This window comes from Knoellia koreensis, assembly GCF_013041615.1.
Classification (GTDB): domain Bacteria; phylum Actinomycetota; class Actinomycetes; order Actinomycetales; family Dermatophilaceae; genus Pedococcus; species Pedococcus koreensis.
In genome coordinates this window covers 1,048,003-1,066,118 of the sequence record NZ_JABEPQ010000002.1, presented here as the reverse complement: position 1 = coordinate 1,066,118, position 18,116 = coordinate 1,048,003, and the positions used below count along the sequence as shown (strand labels likewise).

The window sequence follows — 18,116 nt, the reverse complement described above, 5'->3', positions numbered from 1 at the left end:
CCCACAGGGCGGCCCTCGGCGCGCGCCGAGATGCCTGAGCGAGATAGATGCACTAGTCTGGCTGTATCAAGTTCGGCAGCTAGTGTCCCCTCGCAGGACTGATCCAAGCCTTAGCCCAATGAGATCGAGGAGAAGCAGATGACGACCCGGAGCCGAACCCGCGCCCTCGGCAGTGCAGCGAGCCTGGTCGCCGTGATGGTGCTGATCTCCGCCTGCAACGACCCCGATCCACAGCCGCCCGTGACGAGCTCGTGGACCACCACCACGTCCACGTCGACGGCGTCCACGTCGACGCCGACACCCCTGAACCCTGCCCAGAGGGACATCAAGTCGGCCGAGGAGACGATCGGCCGCTACTGGAGGGTCCTCGACCAGCTAGCCGCCGATCCGAAGAAGAGCCTCAACCTCATCTCGACGGTGGCCCGTGGTCAGGCAGCCAGCCAGTCGCGAGTCGAGCTCGGGGCTCTCCAAGCGAAGGGCTGGACTCAGGTCGGCCAATCGGTGGTGCGGTCATCATCCGCGACGACGAAGGACGGCAAGGCGTTCGCCGTGGTGGCGTGCATTGATGTCAGCGGCGTCGATGTCGTCGACACAGCGGGTACGTCCGTCGTGAAGGCCGGACGTCCGGACCGTCAGGAGTACACCTACACCGTTTCCAAGGTGCCGCAGGGGTTCTTCGTCACGGTCGACACACTCAAGGGGAAACCATGCTGAGAAGGCTCGTGGTGGTTGCGTTGGCCACTGGGGGAATCGTGATGGGCGGCGCAGCCCAGACGGTTGCGGCGGATCCGCCCATCATCTGTCCCCCCGGGACGGAGCCGTCGCCGAGGACGGGCGAGTGCATCATCGTCGTCACCGATCCCGGGAACCCCGGCGATCCTGGGAATCCGGGCGATGGTGGCGACACGGACCCGGTGGTGGTTCAGAAGTGCATCAACAGTCTAGTCAGTCCACCGGGCGAGGTCCCGTGCAGCTCGGACAAGGGTTGGTGGTCCAACGGGCAGAACGCCTACTGCAGGGCTCTGGCCCCTCAGCCGCCGCTGAGTGACCCAGCGTGGGAGGGGAACACCACTGGGCAGGTCTATGAATGCTTGAGGCCGGTGCCGGGTGGGTGGGGCGTCGTCTTCTGGATCTGGTTGGCGACCCCGCCGGGCGGAGCGCCACCTGACCCGCGCGCACTGGCCCAGCAGGCCATCGCTCGAATGAACCTGCGCGCCATCACCATCGGCATCGTGCCGGAGCCAGGCCCGGTCAGTATCGGGATCATCGGGATGCCGACGTGGATGTGGGCCGAGAACCCTGGTACGACGACTTGGGGGCCGCAGACGCAGACGGCCTCGGCGGGCGGGTTCATGGTCACGGCAACCGCCAAGGCGCAACGGACCGTCTGGACGATGGGCGACGGCGACACAGTCACCTGCACCGGCCCGGGGACCCCGTACGCCGACTCCTATGGCAAGAAGTCGTCGCCGACGTGCGGGCACACCTACACCCGGCAGGGGACCTACACGGTGAGGGCGACGACCTATTGGGTCGTGACCTGGGCCGGGGTCGGCCAGAGCGGCACGATCCCGCTGAACTTCACCGACACGACCACGATCACCATGGGCGAGGCCCAGGTGCTCAACAGCTGAGCAGCTCGAGGGGGAACCATGACCATGACCACCGAGAAGGCCGACTCGACCTCCGTGAGCGGGGGAGGAGGGGTGCGACCGGACCGGCGACGGCGCGGCAAGGCCGCCGCCGCGGACCAGGCAGCTGTGACACCCGCGCCGAAGCTTCGGCGGCGACCGGTACTAGTTGCCGCATCGATCGCCGCGGTGATCCTCGGCGCTTTGCTGGGTGCGTGGGCCTGGTCGTCGACGAGTAACACCCATGAGGTGGTTGCGTTGCGTCAGACCGTCACCCGCGGGGAGACGATCACCCAGGGCGACCTCATGACGGTCCAGGTCGGGCTGGATCCCGCGCTGAGGACTATTCCGGGCGACCGGATGAGCAGCCTGGTGGGCCAGCGCGCGGCGATGGACATGGCCGCCGGCAGCCTTATCACGGGCGAGAACGTGACCAAGAAGGTCCTGCCGGCCGAAGGCATGTCAGTGGTGGGAGTCGCGCTCCCGCCCTCGCTGATGCCCGGAGAGGCTCTCCTCGCCGGCGATCGGGTGCGCATCATTGCGACGCCCGGACAGCAGGGCGACGTGGGACAGGAGCCACCCGCGTCGATCGCGGCGACCGTCGTCGGGCTCTACCCGAACGCCGAGAACGGGCAGACCGTCGTCTCGCTCGAGGTGCCAGAGGGTCAGGCGGCCGAACTGGCGGCACGTGCGGCGACCGGCAAGGTGGCGCTGGTTCTGGACAGCCGGGAGCGCTGATCCATGGCCCTCATCGCGCTGTCCTCTGCCTCCGGTTCGCCCGGGGTCACCGCGTCAGCCCTGGGTCTGGCGCTGACCTGGTCGCGGCCGGTGCTGCTGGTCGAGGGCGACCCAACCGGCGGGTCCGCCGTGTTCGCCGGCTACCTTCGTGCCGAGTCGGCCCCGCCCAACTCGCTGATCGATCTGGCGCTGGCACAGCGACACGGGCAGCTGACGGAGGCGATCGCCGACGCCACCGTTCGTATGCCGGGCCCGCCCGGCTCGGCGGTCTCGCTTCTGCCGGGCACCCGAGCCCACGGGCAGGCGCGCAGCCTCACGCCCATGTGGGAGACCCTGGCGTCGGAGCTGAAGGCGCTCGAAGCTACGGGTCAGGACGTGATCGTCGACGCGGGCCGGCTCGGGTTGGCCGGGAGTCCGGAACCGCTCATCTATGCGGCGGATCTTGCTCTGCTGGTGACCAGGACGGACTTGGTGTCCTTGTCGGCGGCACGCTCGTGGGCCGAGACCTTGCGCACCGGGTTCGAGGGGGTCGGGGGCGGCTCGTCCTTGGGCCTGCTGCTTGTGGGGGAGGGGGAGCCCTACTCTGCTCGAGACGTCCAGAAGGTCCTGCAGATCCCGGTGACGGCCTCCCTTGCCTGGGACCCAGCCGCCGCAGACGTTTTCGCCAAGGGCGCCAAGGCGCCTCGCCGGTTCGACTCCTCGCGTCTGGTTCGGAGCCTCATCGCGGCTCGGACATCGATCCAGTCGGCGGTGACCGCGAACCGCGAGCAACTCGCCACCCAGACGACCGGAGGACTGTCATGAGCGGCGACACAACGCCTGAGCGCGGCGCATGGTTGGATCCTTCCGACCCGACGTCACTTCCCCTGTTCTCCGCGACTGTGGAGTCGCGGCGCCGGCCCCGCCCCGGTCGCGTGCGGGGTTCGTTCAGCATGTCGCCTACTCCCACCGCCGACGGGGCGCAGACGGCTCCCGCGCCGCAAGAGTCGGACGGCGGTGACCTGGGCATGCCTCGGATTCATCGGCATGGCGCGGACATCGACTGGGGTCTGGTCGCCGCACTCCGGGGGCAGGCCTCGGACCGGCTGAGCGCCGCGCTCGGGGAGGAACGGGGGCGGTTGAGCTCGGGCGCGCAGCGAGAGCGTGGCCGGGCGATCATCCTCGACCTGCTCAACAACGAGCACGACGAGCGGGTGAGCGCCGGCCAAGAGGCGTGGAACGCCGCCGAGCAGGGCGCCCTGGCCAAGGCCATCGACGACTCCTTGTTCGGGCTTGGTCGCCTGCAACTGCTCGTCGACGACCATCGGGTCGAGAACATCCTCATCTTCGGCTGCGACTCGGTGTTCCTCGAGCTCACCGACGGCCGCTTGATTCCGGGGCCGCCTGTGGCCGATTCGGATCAGGAGCTGATCGACTTCCTGGTGTTCCTGGCCTCGCGTTCGGAGGTCAACGCTCGCCCGTTCTCGGAGGCGCAGCCGCGGCTGCACCTGCGCCTGGACGGCGGCGCCCGGCTCGCGGCGGCCGCGTGGGTCACCCCGCGGCCGTCCGTGGTCATCAGGCGCCACCGGCTGCGGCAGGTCACGCTCGACGACCTGGTCGACCGGGGAACGCTCACCGAGCTGGCGGCGTCGTTCCTGTCCGCGGCCGTGAAGTCCCGTCGCAGCATCGTCGTCTCCGGAGCCCAGGGCGCCGGCAAGACCACCCTCGTCCGGGCGCTGTGCGCGGAGATCCCAAAGCACGAGATCATCGGCACCTTCGAAACCGAATACGAGCTCCACCTGCACGAGCTCAAGGAACAGCACCCCTACGTGTTCCCCTGGGAGGCGCGACCCGGGTCAGGGGAGCGGGCCGCAGACGGCAGCCAAGCCGGCGAGTTCACCCTGAGCCAAGCCCTGTTCGACAGCTTCCGCTTCGACCTGTCCCGCCAGATCGTCGGCGAGGTCCGCGGCCAGGAGGTCCTGGCCATGCTCAAGGCCATGGAGTCCGGGTCCGGCTCGATCTCCACCACCCACGCCAAGAACGCCGAGGGGGCGATCGGCAAGCTGGTGACCTGCGCGATGGAAGCCGGCCCCCACATCACCCACGACTACGCCGTGCGCGCGATCGCCGCCAGCATCGACATCATCGTGCACGTCCACCTGGAGACCACGCCGCTGGCCGATGGCACCGCGCAGCGCTCCCGCTGGGTCGCCGAGATCCTGACGCTGACGCCCGGAGAGCGCGACAAGGGGTATGCCGTGCAGCAGGTCTTCCTTGCACCGCCTGGAGGGCGGCAGGCTGAACCACGAGTTCTTCCCGATGAGTACCGGGACCTGGCCGCCTGGGGGTTCGCGCTCGAGGAGTTCTACGGGCAGAGCGAGGCAGCGTCGTGACCCCGCTCATCCCGGCAGTGGCCGGGGCGCTGGTCGTCGCCGGACTTCTCGGCGCGGTGGCCGGCCTGCGCTCCCGCCCGGTCCCACCCCCATCACCCAAGCGCGGCACAGTCGCGAAGGGGTCCGTCCTCGGTCGCCTCACGAAGCTGGACCGACGAACCCGTCTGCTCCTAGGCGTCGGTGCGGCGGTCGGGGTTGTGGTCGCGCTGCTCACCGGGTGGATCATCGCGATCCCGCTCGTTCCGGCCGCGGCCGCGGGCCTGCCCATCCTGCTGTCCGCACCACCATCGGCCAGCAAGATTCCCAGGCTCGAGGCGATGGAAGAGTGGACCCGTTCGCTGTCCGGCATCCTCACCGCCGGCGTCGGCCTCGAACAGGCACTGATCTCCACCCTCCGCTCGACCCCCGAGGCGATCCGCCCCGAGGTCACCCGCCTGGCCTCACGGCTCCGGGCACGCTGGGCCACCGAGGACGCCCTGCGCGCGTTCGCCGACGAGCTCAACGACGCCACCGGAGACCTGATCGCCGGCAACCTCATCCTCGCTGCCCGCCGCCGCGGCGCGGGCGTGGCCAGCGTCCTAGAAGCGCTGGCCGAGTCCACGGCGGCCGACGTCGCCGCGCGGCGAGAGATCGAGTCCGACCGGGCCAAGCCTCGGTCGACGGCACGCTGGGTCACCCTCATCACCATCTCGGTGCTGGGCGTCCTGGCCCTGACCGGCGACTACGTCCGCCCCTACGGCACCCCCATCGGGCAAATGCTCTTGGTGCTGCTGCTGGGCCTGTACGTGGCCACCCTGCTGTGGATGCGGAAGATGTCGACCGGCAAGCCCCTACCCCGGTTCATCGGAGCCACCGCCAAGGAGGCGGCACGATGACGGCCACCGGACTCCAACTTGCCATCGTGTCAGGCGCTCTCGTCGGTTTCGGAGTGGCGCTACTGGTCTGGCGCCTTGCGCCCGCTGACCCCGATCTGGGCGACGCCCTGCAGAGACTCTCACCTGAGCACGCCAAGCGACGCTCCGTTGAGGCGACGCACACGGCCAGCGACACCCGCGAACGGCTGGGCGTCTGGGGCATGAAGACACTCCCGGCCGGCGCGTGGGGCACCATCCCCGTCAAGGAGCTGGCGATCCTGCGGATCCCGATCAGCCGCTACTACGGCGAGAAAATCATGTTCGCGCTGCTCGGCCTGGCGATCCCGCCCTTGCTGACCACGTTCTTCACCCTCCTGGGTGCACGTCTGCCGATCTTCATCCCGGCCGTCGCGACCCTCGGTCTGGCAACCGTGATGTTCTTCCTGCCCAACTACAACGTCCGCGACGACGCCAAGAAGGCGCGGGAGGAGTTCAGCCGCGCGCTGGGCGGCTACATCGACTTCGTCGCCCTCGAACGCAACTCCGGAGCCGGCCCACGGCAGGCCATGGAGGTGGCCGCCGATGTCGGCGACTCCTGGGTGTTCCGCCGGCTCAGCGAGGAGCTCGCCCGCACCCGCTGGTCCGGGCTCACACCGTGGGACGCCCTGCACGGGTTGGCCCTTGAGCTGGGCCTGCCCGAGCTCGACGACCTCGCCGACATCATGCGCCTGTCCGGCGAAGAGGGCGCTCAGATCTATCGCAGCCTGCGCGCCCGCTCCTCGGGCATGCGCAGCGCGATGCTCGCCACCGAGAAGGGCAAGGCCAACGAGGTCGGCGAAAAGATGTCGATCCCGATGAGCCTGCTGGGGGTGATCTTCTTGGCCATCCTCGTCGCCCCGGCCCTCCTGCGCGTGATCGGAGGCACCACCTGAGGACATCACCAGCCCTCCGACCAGACCGACCAAACCACACCTGTCGCGGCCCGCAGCCCGACCGAACCAAGGGGAGAAGCCCATGTACTACCTCGCAGCCACACTGCACACCCTCGGCGTCCAGATGCGCGACACCGCCACCAGGAAGGCGACCAAGGACCCCGAGCGCGGCTCGGTGACGATCGAGAACGTCATCTGGGCGGTGGCCGTTATCGCCATCGTCGGCATCGTGGTCCTCGCGATCACCAACTACGTCCGCAACAAGGCCGCGGAGATCCGGTAACCCTTCGCATGCGCCGGCCCCAGAGGTTCGTGTTCCGTGACCGCCCCCACGCGGTCACGGAACACGAACGTGGCTCGACCTCGATCCAGATGGTGCTGCTGATGCCGGCGCTGTTCGCGGTGATGTTCCTTGGGATGCAGGGGGCCCTCTTCTACCACGCCCGCACGGTCGCACTGGCTGCCGCTCAGGAGGGCGTGCGGACGGCCGCCGGACTGGGCGGCTCCGGGTCGGCCGGCGCCCGGGACGCGTACGCGTTCGTCGCCGACGCAGGTGGTGACGACGTGCTCCAAGGCACCCAGGTTCGCAGCTCACGCAGCACCACCAACGCGACCGTCTCCGTCACCGGCCGCTCCCTCAGCGTGATCCCCGGCTGGACTCCCACCGTCACCCAGAGCGCCAGCGCTCCTGTCGAGAGGATCACCCAGTGAGCCGCGCAGGGCGCCTGCGGCGCTGCCGCCGACGCATCCAGAGCGAGAGGGGATCGGCGGTCATCGAGGCCGTCATCGGGGTGCCCGCGTTCATGCTGTTCGTCGGGCTTATCGTGTTCGCCGGCCGGGTCGCCATCGCCAATCAGGCCGTCGGCTCGGCCGCGACGGAGGCCGCACGGTCGGCGTCGATCTCGCGGACCCAGGGGCAAGCCACCGACACGGCACGCGCCGCGGCCGCGCAAGCCCTGAGCAACCAGAAGGTCGACTGCTTGAGGGTCTCCGTCGACGTCGACACCAGCGGCTTCGGTGCCCCCGTCGGAACCCCTGCCAGCATCCGGGCCACCGTCACCTGCATGGTCAACCTCTCCGACCTGTCCGTGCCTGGAGTACCAGGCACCCGAACCATCTCAGCGAGCATGTCCTCGCCGCTGGACACCTACCGGGAACGGTGAGGACATGCCCCGCACCCACCCCAGGCGCGGCGACTCGGCCCGCCAGCCCACAGCGGCGAAGGTCGCACACCTCTCCCGCCGGATCCGCAGCGACGCCGCCACATCCGAGCGCGGGTCCATCACCATCTGGATCGTCACCTCGGCCTTCATCATGATCGTGCTCGTCGGGATGGCCGTGGACCTGGGCGGCCAGGTGTACGCACAGCAGCACGCCCGCGACGTCGCCCGCCAAGCAGCACGGGTCGGCGGCCAGCAACTCCAAGCCGCACCAGCCATCCGCGGCGAGGGAGCCATCGCCGACACGGCCCGCGCAGCCCAGGCGGCCCGCACCTACCTCGCGGCCAGCGACGTCACCGGCAGCGCCCACGTCACCGGTGGCGACACCATCGAGGTCACCACCAGCTCGGTCTACAGCACCAAGTTCCTGAGCATCATCGGGATCAACCGTGTGACCGTGACCGGCCACGCACAGGCAACCATCACCCGAGCACTGGAAGGGGTGCAGCGATGACCCTACGGACCCGGCTCACCGGCCTGACCGCAACCCTGGCCATCGTCGCCATCGTGATCGCCCTGCCGATCACCCTGCTCGCCGTCGGCGGCAACCCCCTGCCGGAGGCCTGGCCCTCCCTCGAGCAGGCTCGTGCGGCGCTCACCAGCCCCGACGACGGGACCCTCGCCCTGGCCGCCCTCAAGATCCTCGGATGGGCCGCATGGGCGTTCCTCACCGGGGCCATCGCCCTGGAGGTCCTTGCCCGCGTCCGCGGCGTCACCGTGCCGCGGCTGCGAGGCCTGCACGCTCCCCAGGCCGCTGCCCACGGGCTCGTGGGGGCCGCGATCCTGCTGTTCGCGGCAGCCCCCCTGACCGGAACCCCCGCCCACGCCGCGGAGCTGACGGCCCCAACCGTCGCCACTGCCACCGCCTACTCCGGCACAGTCGACGTCGACCAACGGACTCCCGCGCCGGAGCCGTCACGCGTCACCAGCCGGGCGTCAACGCAGGCGACACCCGGACCTGCCCGCCCGGCGACGGTCAAGCACGTCGTCGAGCGCGGGGAGACGCTGTGGTCCCTCGCCGAGCAGCACCTGGGGGAGGGCAGCCGCTATCACGAACTAGCCGAACTGAACCAGGACGTCCTTGGACCCAACCCCGGATTCCTCAGCGTCGGAGAGGTCCTCCAGATACCCGTCACGCCACAGACCGAAGGCGACCACGCAGAGAGCCACCGGGTGACCGTGCAACGCGGCGACACCCTGTCCGAGATTGCCGAGGAGGAGCTCGGGGACGCGGCCAAGTACCCCGAAATCTTCGAGGCATCCAAGGACACCGTGCAGCCCGGAGGGCGCCACCTCAGCGACCCCGACCTGATCCTGCCCGGCTGGGAGCTGTCCATCCCGACACATCACGCGTCAGTAGCGCCAGCCGCCCACGAGACTGACGTCCCGGCGGTCCCGAAGCAGCCCGCAACTGCGCAGCCCCCCGCCCCAGCCGGGCCCAGTTCCGTCCCGCCGGCGACACCGGCCCCACCACCGGCAAGCCCTGCCGTGGAGCAACCAGGTCCGGCCCCGGCCCCGGCAGCCGCCAGCGACGAGGCCCAGTCCACGGCGGACGCTGATCACCAGATGGCGCCCTGGATGCTGACGGGCCTGACCGGTGGGGGAGCCATGCTCGCCGGGGCCATGCTGTTGGCGCTCCGTAGCCGCCGCCGGGCGCAGTTCCGGGCACGCCGCCCGGGACGGACGATCGCCGCGCCAGAGCCGCTGCTGGCGCCCGTCGAGAAGACACTCACCGCGGCCGGCGGGCCCGCCAGCATCGACGTCGAGGTCATGGACGAAGCCCTACGGCGACTCGCCACGGGCGCAGCGCCCATGCCGGAACTCGCTGCCGTGGAGCTCGCCGAGCACGCCCTCACCCTGCACCTGTTCACGCCGGCGCCCCTGGGATCGCCGTGGGTCGCCAGCGTCGACCAGCTGCACTGGACCCTGCCCGCCGGGACCGACCTGCGCGAGGTCGGAGATCTCGCCCCCGACCAGCCGGCCCCCTACCCGCTGCTGGTCACCATCGGCGCCGGCGACGACGGACACGTGTGGCTGCTCAACATCGAAGACCTCGACCTGAGCATCACCGGTGACACCACGTTCGGCCGCGACTTCGCCCGTTACCTGGCCGCCGAGATCGCCTGCAACCCGTGGTCGCACGGGGTCCGCGTCGACCTGCTCGGAGTCGCCCACGAAGTCGCGCCGATGAACACCGACCGGATCCACGTCCACACCGACGTCGACAGCGACCCGGCGGCGGAGGTCTTGGCCGACGCCATCACCATGATCGACCGCAGCGTGGACGCCGGTACCGACGTCACCACCGCCCGCGCCCGCCAGGTTGGGGCGGACACCTGGCCGGCGCGGCTGCTTCTGGTCGACGCCGCCAACCAGCCCGGGCAAGCCGCGAGCCATTCGCTGCCCACCCTCGAGCAGCTGCTCGAGACGGTCTACCAGCACGCCGGGCAGACGGGGACCTCCGTGGTCGTGCGTGGCGACCTGGAGGGCACCCCGGGCCTGGTCCTGCACGTCACCGACAACGGCCGGGTCAGCCTCCCGCACGCCGGCCTCGACCTGGTTGCCGTCGGCCTGACCAGTGATGAGGCCCAAGGCTGTGCCGCCCTTCTGGCCCAAAGCGAAACCCTCGACGACGCGCCCATGCCGGTCGACCAGAGCGCCCTGGAGGGTTGGCGTGCCTGGTCCGACGAGGCCGGCGCCCTGCGGGAAGAGCACACCATCGCCCGTCACGACCTGGCCCTCGAGGTCGAGGACCAGGCGATCTCGCTCCTGGAGCACGACGACGAGGACTACCTGCGCAACGGCGCCACCACACAGGACGACCTCGAGGCCCTGGCCCCCAAGGTGCCTGAGCGGGTGCGGACGGCCGTGGCCGACGCCGACCCCACCCTCGACGACGACCTGACCATGTGGTGGGACGAGAACTGCCCCTTGCCCCGGCTGACCCTGCTCGGGCCCGTCGGCGCGCGAACCCGGGGCACCCCGGTCACCAAGCGCAAGCCCTACTACACGGAGGTGCTTGCATACCTGGCGACCCGGGCGCACGGCGCAACCCCCGAGGAGCTGGCTGACGCATTCACGATCACTGCCGCCAAGGCCCGCGACTACGTCCGCATCGTGCGGGACTGGCTCGGCACCAACCCCCGGACCGGCGAAGACCACCTGCCCGACGCGCGCAAGGCTCCGGCCGCGGTCGCCAGGGGCGTCGGCGTGTACCAGGTCCTCGACCTGCTCGTCGACGCCGACCTCTTCCGCCGACTCCGCGTTCGAGGCGAGTCACGTGGACCCGAGGGGGTCGAGGACCTGCACAAGGCGCTTCGACTGGTGCAGGGCCGCCCCTTCGACCGGCTGCGCGACGGCGGATGGTCCTTCCTGTCCGAGGGTGACCGCCTCGACCAACACATGATCTGTGCCATCGTCGACGTCGCGCACCTCCTCACCACCTACAGCCTGCAGGCCGGGGATACCCGCCAAGCCCGGCTCGCGGCCGAGACCGCCGCCCTCGCCGCCCCGGACGAGGAAATCCCACGGCTGGACCTCGCCGCCGTCGCGGACGCCGAGGGCCACCCCGGCGAGGCCGACCGCATCCTGCGGGACGAGGTGTGCAACCGCACCGACGACGAGGGCGCCCCACCGGAGCTCTCGGAACGAACACAGCGAGTCATCGCCACCCGTGACCGGCATGAGCGGACCCGCAAGGCCAGCTGACCCGCCCCGAAGCCGGCGCAGCCCCGACCCCATCCCCCGGGTCGGGGCTGCGCCATGTGTGGACGAGAGGGCTCCAGCGGTACTCAGGCCGGCTCGACGAGCGACCGCGCCACCCACTGCTGAACCGTCGTCACCTCGCCGGCCTCGCCCTCGACCACGTAGATCACCAAGGCCCTCCACCCGGGGCCGGCCTGCCGCCACTCCACCACCAGGCCGTGATGCGGACCGGGCGCCTCAGGCGGCCCCTGCACCCAGCAGTGGCGCCGCGTCGCCTTCAGCGCCGAGAGGCCCTCGACCGGTAGGCCCTGCCGCCCCGCCACGGGCCGCTCACCCAAGGGGACGCCCGGCCGGCGCGGCGGGGGAGGAGTGGTCGCCTGCATAGCTCCGGAGTGTGCGCCTCGCGGCTGACAACGGCTCCCGACGCGGCCCGCGACCACGAACGCGAGCCCCCCAGCAGAAAGAACTTCAAGAAGTTGGGGGACGAAGCATCAGCGCAGGTCAGCGGCTTGTACCCCCACCATCCCGGGCCATGTACCCCCCATCGCACGGCGCCGGCGGGGACGAGTTGGGGGACGTCCGCCCGAGACCTTCTGGCCGTGTCCACACGGCGGAAGGAACTCGAGATGAGCGTCGCAACACACCTGGGGCTGGACGAGCCGGACAGCGAGGTCCTGGCCCTCGCCGGGCAGCGCTGGGCCAGCTGGCAGGTCACCCACCCCGAACTTCGGGTCGTCGACGAGCTGGCCGACCTGCCGGCCTGGCTGCGGGCAGCCGACTGGTCCGACGCCGACCGCGTCCTGCTCGCCCTGGCGCAGCTGTCGGCACCCGACGGCGGGGACGACGTGGCGGCCACCGGAGCCCTGGCCTGGGTGCTGCTGCCCGGCGCCAGCCTGCTCGCCTTCCGCCTGGGCCGGCTCAGCCAAAGGATCGACGAGATCCTCGCCGCCCAGCTGTGGGTCGAAGCCCGGACCTTCCCGTGGAAGCGCGGACACAAGGTGGCCGCCAACATCCTGATGAACACCCGCAAGGGGGTGATCCGGGACCTCGGGCTCGGCGAGCTCAGTGACCGGACCATCCCCTTCCCGCCCACCGCTGAGGTGTGGACCGACACCGCGCGCGACCGCCAGCCAGCCGAACCCACACCCGAACACGAGCTGCAGGACATCCTCGAGCTCGCGACGAGCAGGGGTGCAGTGACCGTCGCCGACGGCGACCTGTTGCTGGACCTGGCGCACGCCGCTGACCTGGCGAGCCCGGCCCGCTGTGGTCGAGGCCACGCCGGACTGATGGCGCCGGCGGCCTCCGAAGCCGTTGCCGCCGACCGCGGCGTCTCGGCCCGCACCGTCCGCCGGCGCGCCGCCCGGTCCGTGTCTGCGCTGCGGACCGTGTGCGGCAGCACCCACCAGCGGGCCTTCGCGTGAGGCGTCCATCAGCTGTCGACGTGCCGGCTTTGGGCCACGAGGTGATGACCGTGACCGACGAGACCGACCTGCGCCGCCTGCTCGACGTGGCGGGCAGCGAAGGCGAGGCGCTGGCCGACCTGGCCGGATGCGTGGACAGGCTGCACCAGGTGCGCGCCGCGCGCGCCGCCCTGGCCCGCCTGGACGCCCCAAGCCTGCGCGCAGCCCTCGAGGCCAGAAGGTCCGCGCTGGGGCAGGGAAGCGTCCCGTGACCGCGCACACGACCCATCCGGGCACGCCCCGGGCCGCGGTCGGCGTCGACGAACTCAAGCGAGCCTGGCGGGCCGTGCAGGTCGGGGACTACCGGCGACACCCAGAGGCCGCGCCCCGGGCGACCACCTCGGCCCGACGGCAGCCCAGCGACGCGCGGGCGTGGGAACCGCACGAGGTCGTGGTCCCAGTCATCGGCTGCGCGGGATCAGTCGGAGCCACGACCCTGGCGCTGAGCCTCGCTACCGCCGGCGCCAGCATGGGCGCGCGGGTGATCGAGTGCTGCACGGTGACCGCCTCCGGGCTCGCCCCGGCCTCCACCGCGGAGCTGGGCCAGCACCCGTCCGGCGGGTGGCTGCAAGGCACACGGGGGGAGGTCCTCCTCGAGCGGGGCAGCGACATCTTCATCGGCCCCGACGAAGTGCCACCTCCCACGGACGCAGCCGCCACGACCAGCCTCACCGTCCTGGACGTGGGTTGGGAACTGGGTCAGCTGCTCGCGAGTCCCAACTGGCTCGCCGACCGGGTGCTCCAGCCCGGCCCAGTCGTGGCCGTCACCACAGCCACCATTCCCGGCCTGCGGCGCCTGGAAGGGGCGCTGGCCCTGCTCGAGGGCAGCCCGGTCATCGGAGCCGTCCTCGGGCCACCACGACGCAAGTGGCCCCGCGGCGTGGAGCACAGCCTCGGCGCACTGACACGCCAGCTGGACCAGCACGGAGCACTCCACGTCCTCCCGGTGGACCGAGGCCTCGCCGTGCGAGGCCTGGACTCCGAAGCACTGCCCACCCCGCTGCTGGTCGCCGCGGACAACATCCTCCACGCCAGCGGCGCTGGAGACACCACGAAGGGAAACCCGTCATGAAGACACTCACTGGCCAGCTCGCCACCCTCCCGCAGGTGTGCCCCGTCGCACCGCCCGGGGCGCAGCGGTATGCCGACCAGCTCATGGGCTACGTGCTGTGGGGCACGATCATCCTGTTCGTGCTCGGGGTCGTCGTCGGCATCGGCGCGATCGTCGCCGGCCGCATCTTCGGCATGCCGCACGCGTCCAAGGCCGGGATCGTCGGCGTGGTCGTCGTCTTCCTCGCCGTGATCGGCTACCTCGTGCTTCCCGGCATCGTGCGCGCCATGACCGGGACCGGGTGCGTCTGATGAGCCGCGCCGGCCAGAACAGCGCCACCGACGCGTGGGGCCGGTCACGTCTGCTGGCCACCCTCGCCGCAGGGGCCGCCGCGGCCCTGCTGTTCGTCGCCGGCCTCGTCCTTGCGCTCTACTACGGCCTCAAGAGCGCGGACGCCAGCTCCACGCCGGCGACGACATCGAAGCCGACCACCATGGGCAGCGGACCGGGCTACCGCGACCAAGCAGCGGCCGCCCCGATGCTGCAGGTGGCCCCCGACGACGCCCGACACGGCGTCCCCGCCGCCGTCACCGGGCCGGTCATCGAGGTCCCGCCCGCCACTGCTGCGGGACCTGTGCAGGTGCCGACCGGGTTCCCGCGCACGCCCGAGGGGGCGCTGGCCCAGCTGGCCGCGATCGAGACGACCGTCCTGCAGGCCATGTCCATCCCCCAGGCGAACGACGTCCACGCACAGTGGGCCCTACCCGGCGCCCCCGACGTCGCCACCTGGCCTCTGACCAAGAACGTCCAGAGCTTCCTGGCCAGCGCCGGTCAGGGCCAAAGCAAGGACCCCACCGTGGCCGTGACCGCCACTCCCGCAGCCGGGCAGGTCAAGGCCACGGACGGGCCGAACTGGGTCGTGGCCTGCGTCCTGCTGGACGTCAGGGCCACGATCACCGCAGAGACCCGGATCGGCTACGGGTACTGCGAACGCATGCAATGGCACCCCGAGCCGACCCGCGAGAACACCACCGCAGGCCGGTGGATGATCGCGCCCGGCGCGCCCGCAGCGACCGCGCCGTCGACCTGGCCCGGAACCGAGATCGCCTTCAAGGCCGGCTGGCGCACCTGGGCGAGCGACGACACCGGGAGCAAGTAACCTATGGACCTCCTCAACCCGTTCACCTATCTCGGCTCGGCCGCCGGCAAGGTCGTCGCGGACGGTTGGACCGCGGCCATGCTCGGCCTCTGGAACGCCGGGCTGTGGCTGCTGAAGCTGGTCCTGACCATCGTCGACGCCTTCACCGTCCCCGACCTGCGCGAGGGAGGGCCCGGCGCGCAGGTGTACCAGATGACGTTCTGGATCGCCGGGGCCCTCATGCTGCTGCTCGCCATGGTCCAGCTGGCCCTGACCGCAGCCCGGCGCGACGGCAAGTCCCTAGCCCGGGTCCTCGTCGGAACCGGGCAGTTCGTCATGGTGTGGGCCGGCTGGATCGCCCTCGCGGTGCTCATCGTCGCCGCCTGCGGCGGCCTCACCCGTGCGCTGATGTCCAAGCTGCTGCACATCGACAAGTGGGCACACTTCAACCCGCTCGGCACCCAGATCTCCACCAAGGACATCAGCGACGGCACAGTGGCCACCGTCCTGGGTTTCATGGGGATCTTCATGGTGTTCGCCGCGATCGGGCACCTGCTGGTCATGCTCACCCGAGCCGGCGCCCTGATGGTGCTGGCCGCCACCACCCCCATCGCCGCCGGCGGGCTGGTCAGCGATGCCGGGCAGAGCTGGTTCTGGAAGAGCCTGCGCTGGTTCATCGCCGCGGCGTTCACCCCCGTGGTGATGATCCTGGTGCTGGGCATCGGGGTGCAGATGACCTCAGGGGTCGCCACCGGCATGACCGACAGCCTGCAGAAGGCCATCGGAACGGCGGTGCCCGGGGTGGTCCTGATCTGCATCGGCTGCTTCAGCCCCCTCGCCCTGTTCAAGCTCCTCGCCTTCGTCGACCCCGGCACGAGCTCGGGATCCGCGCTCCGGGCCGGGCTGGCCGCACAGGGCGGCCTCAGCGGCCTGCTCGGCGGTGGCCAGGGCCAGAGCGGCTCCGAGGCCGCGTCGAGGACCGACGCCAACGGCCGATCCCAAGGCGAGAGCTTCGGAGAGGACTCCACCAGCGCCCGGTTCAGCTCCAGCGCCCGCGGCCTCATGGGCCAACTCGGCGGCGCCCTCGGACAGGCCGCCGGTGCCGGCATGGGGGCGATGGAAAGCATCGGATCACGCGGAGCAGCCGTCGCCGCCGACGCGACCAACCAGATGGGTGTCGGTCACAACAACTACGTCCCGGACTTCAGCAAGGCCAAGAAGAACTCGAGCCAGAACCGCGGCAGCAAGCAGGCCGACCACGACAACCCTGAGATCAACGGCTCCGGCCCGAACCCCACCCCCGACATCGGCATCACTCCGCCCTCCACAGCCGGGATCGCGCCGGCGCCCACCGCCTCCCCAGGCGGTGCCGCCGGCCCGGGCGGCCCCGGTGGGGCCGGGCCGGCAGGAGGAGCCGGGGCCGCAGGCGGAGAAGCGGCCGGCGCAGCGGCCGCGGTGCCGATCGTCCCGGTCTGATCACCCACCCCAACCCTTTAGGAGAGTCCCATGAGCGTCATCTACAGCGACTACAGCAGGGCCCGGATCGGGTGGTTCTTCGGGCTCTCCGGATGGCAGCTGGCCGTCGTCGCGCTCTCCACCATGCCGGTGTTCTGGTCCATCCGGGCCGGCGCGTGGATCTGCGCGGCGCTGTTCCTCCTGCTCTGGGTCACGATCACCGCGGTGACCGTGACCCCGGTGCGGGGCCGGTCCACCTTCGGGTGGGTTGCGGCGTCGCTGTCGTTCGCGACCGGTGGCCTGGCGGGGTGGACCCGCTTCCGTTCCAAGGCAACGAGGGGGCAGGTGGACTCCCTGCAGGACGCAGACCTGCCCGGAGCCCTGGGCGGCGTGCAGATCCACGACGGCCCACCGCAGGGGGGATCGTTCTCACGGGTGGCGATCATCCAGAACCACAGCACTCGAACCTGGGCAGTGACCGCCGCCGTCGTCCACCCGGGAATCGGGCTGCGCGAGATCGACGAACGGCAGCGGCAGGGACGGGGCCTGAGCGAGCTGCTGGACATGGCCTCCCAGACCGAGCTGATCGACGAGATCCTGCTCCTGGTCCGCACCGTGCCCGAGGACGGCGCCGAGCGGGACCAGTGGCTCGCCCGGCATCGTCGCCCGGGCAGTTCCCGCGGTGTCCGCCAGGTCAACGACGAGCTTCAGCAGACCCTGACCCGGGCCAGCGTGCGGACCGAGTCGTTCGTGACGGTCGTCATCGGCGAGGGCCGGCTGGGCAAGCAGGCCAAGGAGTCAGGTGGCGGGCTGGAAGGTCGCGCCCGCGTCATCTATGGCGTGCTGGGCGAGATCGAGGCGCAGCTTCGTGGCGGGATGGGCATGGCCAGCGTCAAGTGGCTGACCAGTCCCGAGCTCGCGCTGGCCTCCCGCACAGGGTTCGCTCCCGGTGACCGTGCCGGCATCATCGACGCACTCGGAGCCCGCGAGAGCGACCCGGCCGTCAACGCCGAGGTCCCGTGGGCCATGGCGGGACCCTCGGGTGCTGACCCGGCGGCCAGGCACTACAGCCACGACGCGTGGAACAGCGTCAGCTCCACCATCAAACTCCCGGTGAAGGGCGCCGCGATGGGAGCGCTGCTTCCCGTGCTGACCCCGACCGAGCCGGGGGAGCGGCGCTCCTTCCTGGTGGCCTACCCGATCCTCAGCCAGTCGGCGGCCGGCCGACAGAGCGCCACCAGCGAATGGGCCGCCGACATCGGTGAAGAGCTGCGGGCCAAGGCGAAGGTGAAGCAGAACGCCAAGGCGCGGGACGAAGCGGAGAAGGTGCGGCGACTGGACACCAAGCTCGCCCGCGGCAACTCCCTGACCCGGCCGTATGCCGTCTGCACCGTCACGGTGCCTAAGACCTTGAGGGTCTCGGAGTTCGGCCGGCGGCTCGACGCGTCGGTGCGGCGAGCCGGGTTCGCGCCGCTGCGTCTGGACCTCGCCCAGGACCTCGGCTTCGCCGCCTCGACCGTCCCCCTGGGGGTCAGCCTCACCCGGAAGGCGGACTGA

General features: G+C 70.9%; 20 protein-coding genes. 19 read left to right on the top strand and 1 reads right to left on the bottom strand.

Annotation, left to right across the window (positions count from 1 at the left end; all coding sequences use genetic code 11):
* Window positions 1-138: 138 nt before the first annotated feature.
* The 12 genes from HJG52_RS13355 (at window position 139) to HJG52_RS13300 (ending at window position 11,455) form a co-directional block, all read left to right on the top strand.
* A complete protein-coding gene (locus tag HJG52_RS13355) occupies window positions 139-714 on the top strand; it encodes a hypothetical protein (protein WP_171244018.1) in 576 nt (191 codons plus the stop codon).
* A 386-nt stretch (window positions 715-1,100) separates the two neighbouring features.
* Window positions 1,101-1,634 carry an ATP/GTP-binding protein gene (locus tag HJG52_RS13350; protein WP_171244017.1) on the top strand — a complete coding sequence of 178 codons (534 nt, stop codon included), beginning with the start codon at window positions 1,101-1,103 and terminating at the stop codon, window positions 1,632-1,634.
* A gap of 18 nt (window positions 1,635-1,652) precedes the next feature.
* A complete protein-coding gene (locus HJG52_RS13345; RefSeq protein ID WP_240977819.1) occupies window positions 1,653-2,369 on the top strand; it encodes an SAF domain-containing protein in 717 nt (238 codons plus the stop codon).
* Between the two features lie 3 nt (window positions 2,370-2,372).
* Window positions 2,373-3,173 (top strand): CpaE/TadZ family protein, encoded by an 801-nt coding sequence (locus tag HJG52_RS13340; protein WP_171244016.1) that lies wholly within the window; start codon window positions 2,373-2,375, stop codon window positions 3,171-3,173.
* Window positions 3,170-4,741 carry a TadA family conjugal transfer-associated ATPase gene (locus HJG52_RS13335; protein ID WP_240977818.1) on the top strand — a complete coding sequence of 524 codons (1,572 nt, stop codon included), beginning with the start codon at window positions 3,170-3,172 and terminating at the stop codon, window positions 4,739-4,741. The genes HJG52_RS13340 and HJG52_RS13335 overlap by 4 nt, the downstream gene beginning before the upstream one ends.
* Window positions 4,738-5,616, top strand: coding sequence for a type II secretion system F family protein (locus tag HJG52_RS13330; protein ID WP_171244015.1), 879 nt, complete (start codon window positions 4,738-4,740; stop codon window positions 5,614-5,616). Before HJG52_RS13335 ends, HJG52_RS13330 begins: the two co-directional genes overlap by 4 nt.
* Window positions 5,613-6,527, top strand: a complete 915-nt coding sequence (locus HJG52_RS13325; protein ID WP_171244014.1) for a type II secretion system F family protein — start codon at window positions 5,613-5,615, stop codon at window positions 6,525-6,527. The genes HJG52_RS13330 and HJG52_RS13325 overlap by 4 nt, the downstream gene beginning before the upstream one ends.
* Before the next feature lie 82 nt (window positions 6,528-6,609).
* The gene (locus HJG52_RS13320; protein ID WP_171243171.1) at window positions 6,610-6,810 is read left to right on the top strand and encodes a hypothetical protein; all 201 of its coding nucleotides are present in this window, start codon (window positions 6,610-6,612) and stop codon (window positions 6,808-6,810) included.
* Window positions 6,811-6,818: 8 nt separating this feature from the next.
* The gene (locus HJG52_RS13315) at window positions 6,819-7,238 is read left to right on the top strand and encodes a TadE family protein (protein WP_171244013.1); all 420 of its coding nucleotides are present in this window, start codon (window positions 6,819-6,821) and stop codon (window positions 7,236-7,238) included.
* Window positions 7,235-7,690 carry a TadE/TadG family type IV pilus assembly protein gene (locus HJG52_RS13310; protein ID WP_346767732.1) on the top strand — a complete coding sequence of 152 codons (456 nt, stop codon included), beginning with the start codon at window positions 7,235-7,237 and terminating at the stop codon, window positions 7,688-7,690. The genes HJG52_RS13315 and HJG52_RS13310 overlap by 4 nt, the downstream gene beginning before the upstream one ends.
* Window positions 7,691-7,694: 4 nt before the next feature.
* A complete protein-coding gene (locus HJG52_RS13305) occupies window positions 7,695-8,201 on the top strand; it encodes a TadE/TadG family type IV pilus assembly protein (RefSeq protein ID WP_240977815.1) in 507 nt (168 codons plus the stop codon).
* Entirely contained in the window at window positions 8,198-11,455 is a 3,258-nt protein-coding gene (locus HJG52_RS13300; protein WP_171244012.1) for a LysM peptidoglycan-binding domain-containing protein, read from the top strand. The genes HJG52_RS13305 and HJG52_RS13300 overlap by 4 nt, the downstream gene beginning before the upstream one ends.
* Window positions 11,456-11,538: 83 nt before the next feature.
* Here HJG52_RS13300 and HJG52_RS13295 read toward each other — a convergent pair whose 3' ends face one another.
* Window positions 11,539-11,835, bottom strand: coding sequence for a hypothetical protein (locus tag HJG52_RS13295; RefSeq protein ID WP_171244011.1), 297 nt, complete (start codon window positions 11,833-11,835; stop codon window positions 11,539-11,541).
* Window positions 11,836-12,078: 243 nt separating this feature from the next.
* Between HJG52_RS13295 and HJG52_RS13290 the strand changes: the two genes are divergently transcribed.
* From HJG52_RS13290 to HJG52_RS13260, 7 genes are read left to right on the top strand one after another with little or no spacing between them, the layout of a single operon-like run.
* Window positions 12,079-12,876: a hypothetical protein gene (locus HJG52_RS13290; protein ID WP_171244010.1), complete on the top strand. Its 798-nt coding sequence runs from the start codon at window positions 12,079-12,081 to the stop codon at window positions 12,874-12,876.
* 50 nt (window positions 12,877-12,926) lie between these two features.
* Entirely contained in the window at window positions 12,927-13,127 is a 201-nt protein-coding gene (locus HJG52_RS13285) for a hypothetical protein (protein WP_171244009.1), read from the top strand.
* Window positions 13,124-13,987, top strand: coding sequence for a hypothetical protein (locus HJG52_RS13280; protein ID WP_171244008.1), 864 nt, complete (start codon window positions 13,124-13,126; stop codon window positions 13,985-13,987). Before HJG52_RS13285 ends, HJG52_RS13280 begins: the two co-directional genes overlap by 4 nt.
* Complete coding sequence (locus tag HJG52_RS13275) at window positions 13,984-14,277, top strand: hypothetical protein (RefSeq protein ID WP_171244007.1); 294 nt, start codon at window positions 13,984-13,986, stop codon at window positions 14,275-14,277. Before HJG52_RS13280 ends, HJG52_RS13275 begins: the two co-directional genes overlap by 4 nt.
* Entirely contained in the window at window positions 14,277-15,125 is an 849-nt protein-coding gene (locus HJG52_RS13270) for a hypothetical protein (RefSeq protein ID WP_171244006.1), read from the top strand. The genes HJG52_RS13275 and HJG52_RS13270 overlap by 1 nt, the downstream gene beginning before the upstream one ends.
* A gap of 3 nt (window positions 15,126-15,128) precedes the next feature.
* The gene (locus HJG52_RS13265; RefSeq protein WP_171244005.1) at window positions 15,129-16,580 is read left to right on the top strand and encodes a type IV secretion system protein; all 1,452 of its coding nucleotides are present in this window, start codon (window positions 15,129-15,131) and stop codon (window positions 16,578-16,580) included.
* Between the two features lie 30 nt (window positions 16,581-16,610).
* On the top strand, window positions 16,611-18,116 hold the full coding sequence (locus tag HJG52_RS13260; protein WP_171244004.1) for an SCO6880 family protein: 1,506 nt from the start codon (window positions 16,611-16,613) through the stop codon (window positions 18,114-18,116).

What these genes read in the sequence shown, in the direction of transcription:
- HJG52_RS13300 (WP_171244012.1), top strand. Translation starts at nt 8,198, where the DNA reads ATGACCCTACGGACCCGGCTCACCGGCCTGACCGCAACCCTGGCCATC.
- HJG52_RS13335 (WP_240977818.1), top strand. Translation starts at nt 3,170, where the DNA reads ATGAGCGGCGACACAACGCCTGAGCGCGGCGCATGGTTGGATCCTTCC.
- HJG52_RS13355 (WP_171244018.1), top strand. Translation starts at nt 139, where the DNA reads ATGACGACCCGGAGCCGAACCCGCGCCCTCGGCAGTGCAGCGAGCCTG.
- HJG52_RS13345 (WP_240977819.1), top strand. Translation starts at nt 1,653, where the DNA reads ATGACCATGACCACCGAGAAGGCCGACTCGACCTCCGTGAGCGGGGGA.
- HJG52_RS13265 (WP_171244005.1), top strand. Translation starts at nt 15,129, where the DNA reads ATGGACCTCCTCAACCCGTTCACCTATCTCGGCTCGGCCGCCGGCAAG.
- HJG52_RS13270 (WP_171244006.1), top strand. Translation starts at nt 14,277, where the DNA reads ATGAGCCGCGCCGGCCAGAACAGCGCCACCGACGCGTGGGGCCGGTCA.
- HJG52_RS13305 (WP_240977815.1), top strand. Translation starts at nt 7,695, where the DNA reads ATGCCCCGCACCCACCCCAGGCGCGGCGACTCGGCCCGCCAGCCCACA.
- HJG52_RS13275 (WP_171244007.1), top strand. Translation starts at nt 13,984, where the DNA reads ATGAAGACACTCACTGGCCAGCTCGCCACCCTCCCGCAGGTGTGCCCC.
- HJG52_RS13340 (WP_171244016.1), top strand. Translation starts at nt 2,373, where the DNA reads ATGGCCCTCATCGCGCTGTCCTCTGCCTCCGGTTCGCCCGGGGTCACC.
- HJG52_RS13290 (WP_171244010.1), top strand. Translation starts at nt 12,079, where the DNA reads ATGAGCGTCGCAACACACCTGGGGCTGGACGAGCCGGACAGCGAGGTC.
- HJG52_RS13315 (WP_171244013.1), top strand. Translation starts at nt 6,819, where the DNA reads ATGCGCCGGCCCCAGAGGTTCGTGTTCCGTGACCGCCCCCACGCGGTC.
- HJG52_RS13320 (WP_171243171.1), top strand. Translation starts at nt 6,610, where the DNA reads ATGTACTACCTCGCAGCCACACTGCACACCCTCGGCGTCCAGATGCGC.
- HJG52_RS13260 (WP_171244004.1), top strand. Translation starts at nt 16,611, where the DNA reads ATGAGCGTCATCTACAGCGACTACAGCAGGGCCCGGATCGGGTGGTTC.
- HJG52_RS13295 (WP_171244011.1), bottom strand. Translation starts at nt 11,835, where the DNA reads ATGCAGGCGACCACTCCTCCCCCGCCGCGCCGGCCGGGCGTCCCCTTG.
- HJG52_RS13325 (WP_171244014.1), top strand. Translation starts at nt 5,613, where the DNA reads ATGACGGCCACCGGACTCCAACTTGCCATCGTGTCAGGCGCTCTCGTC.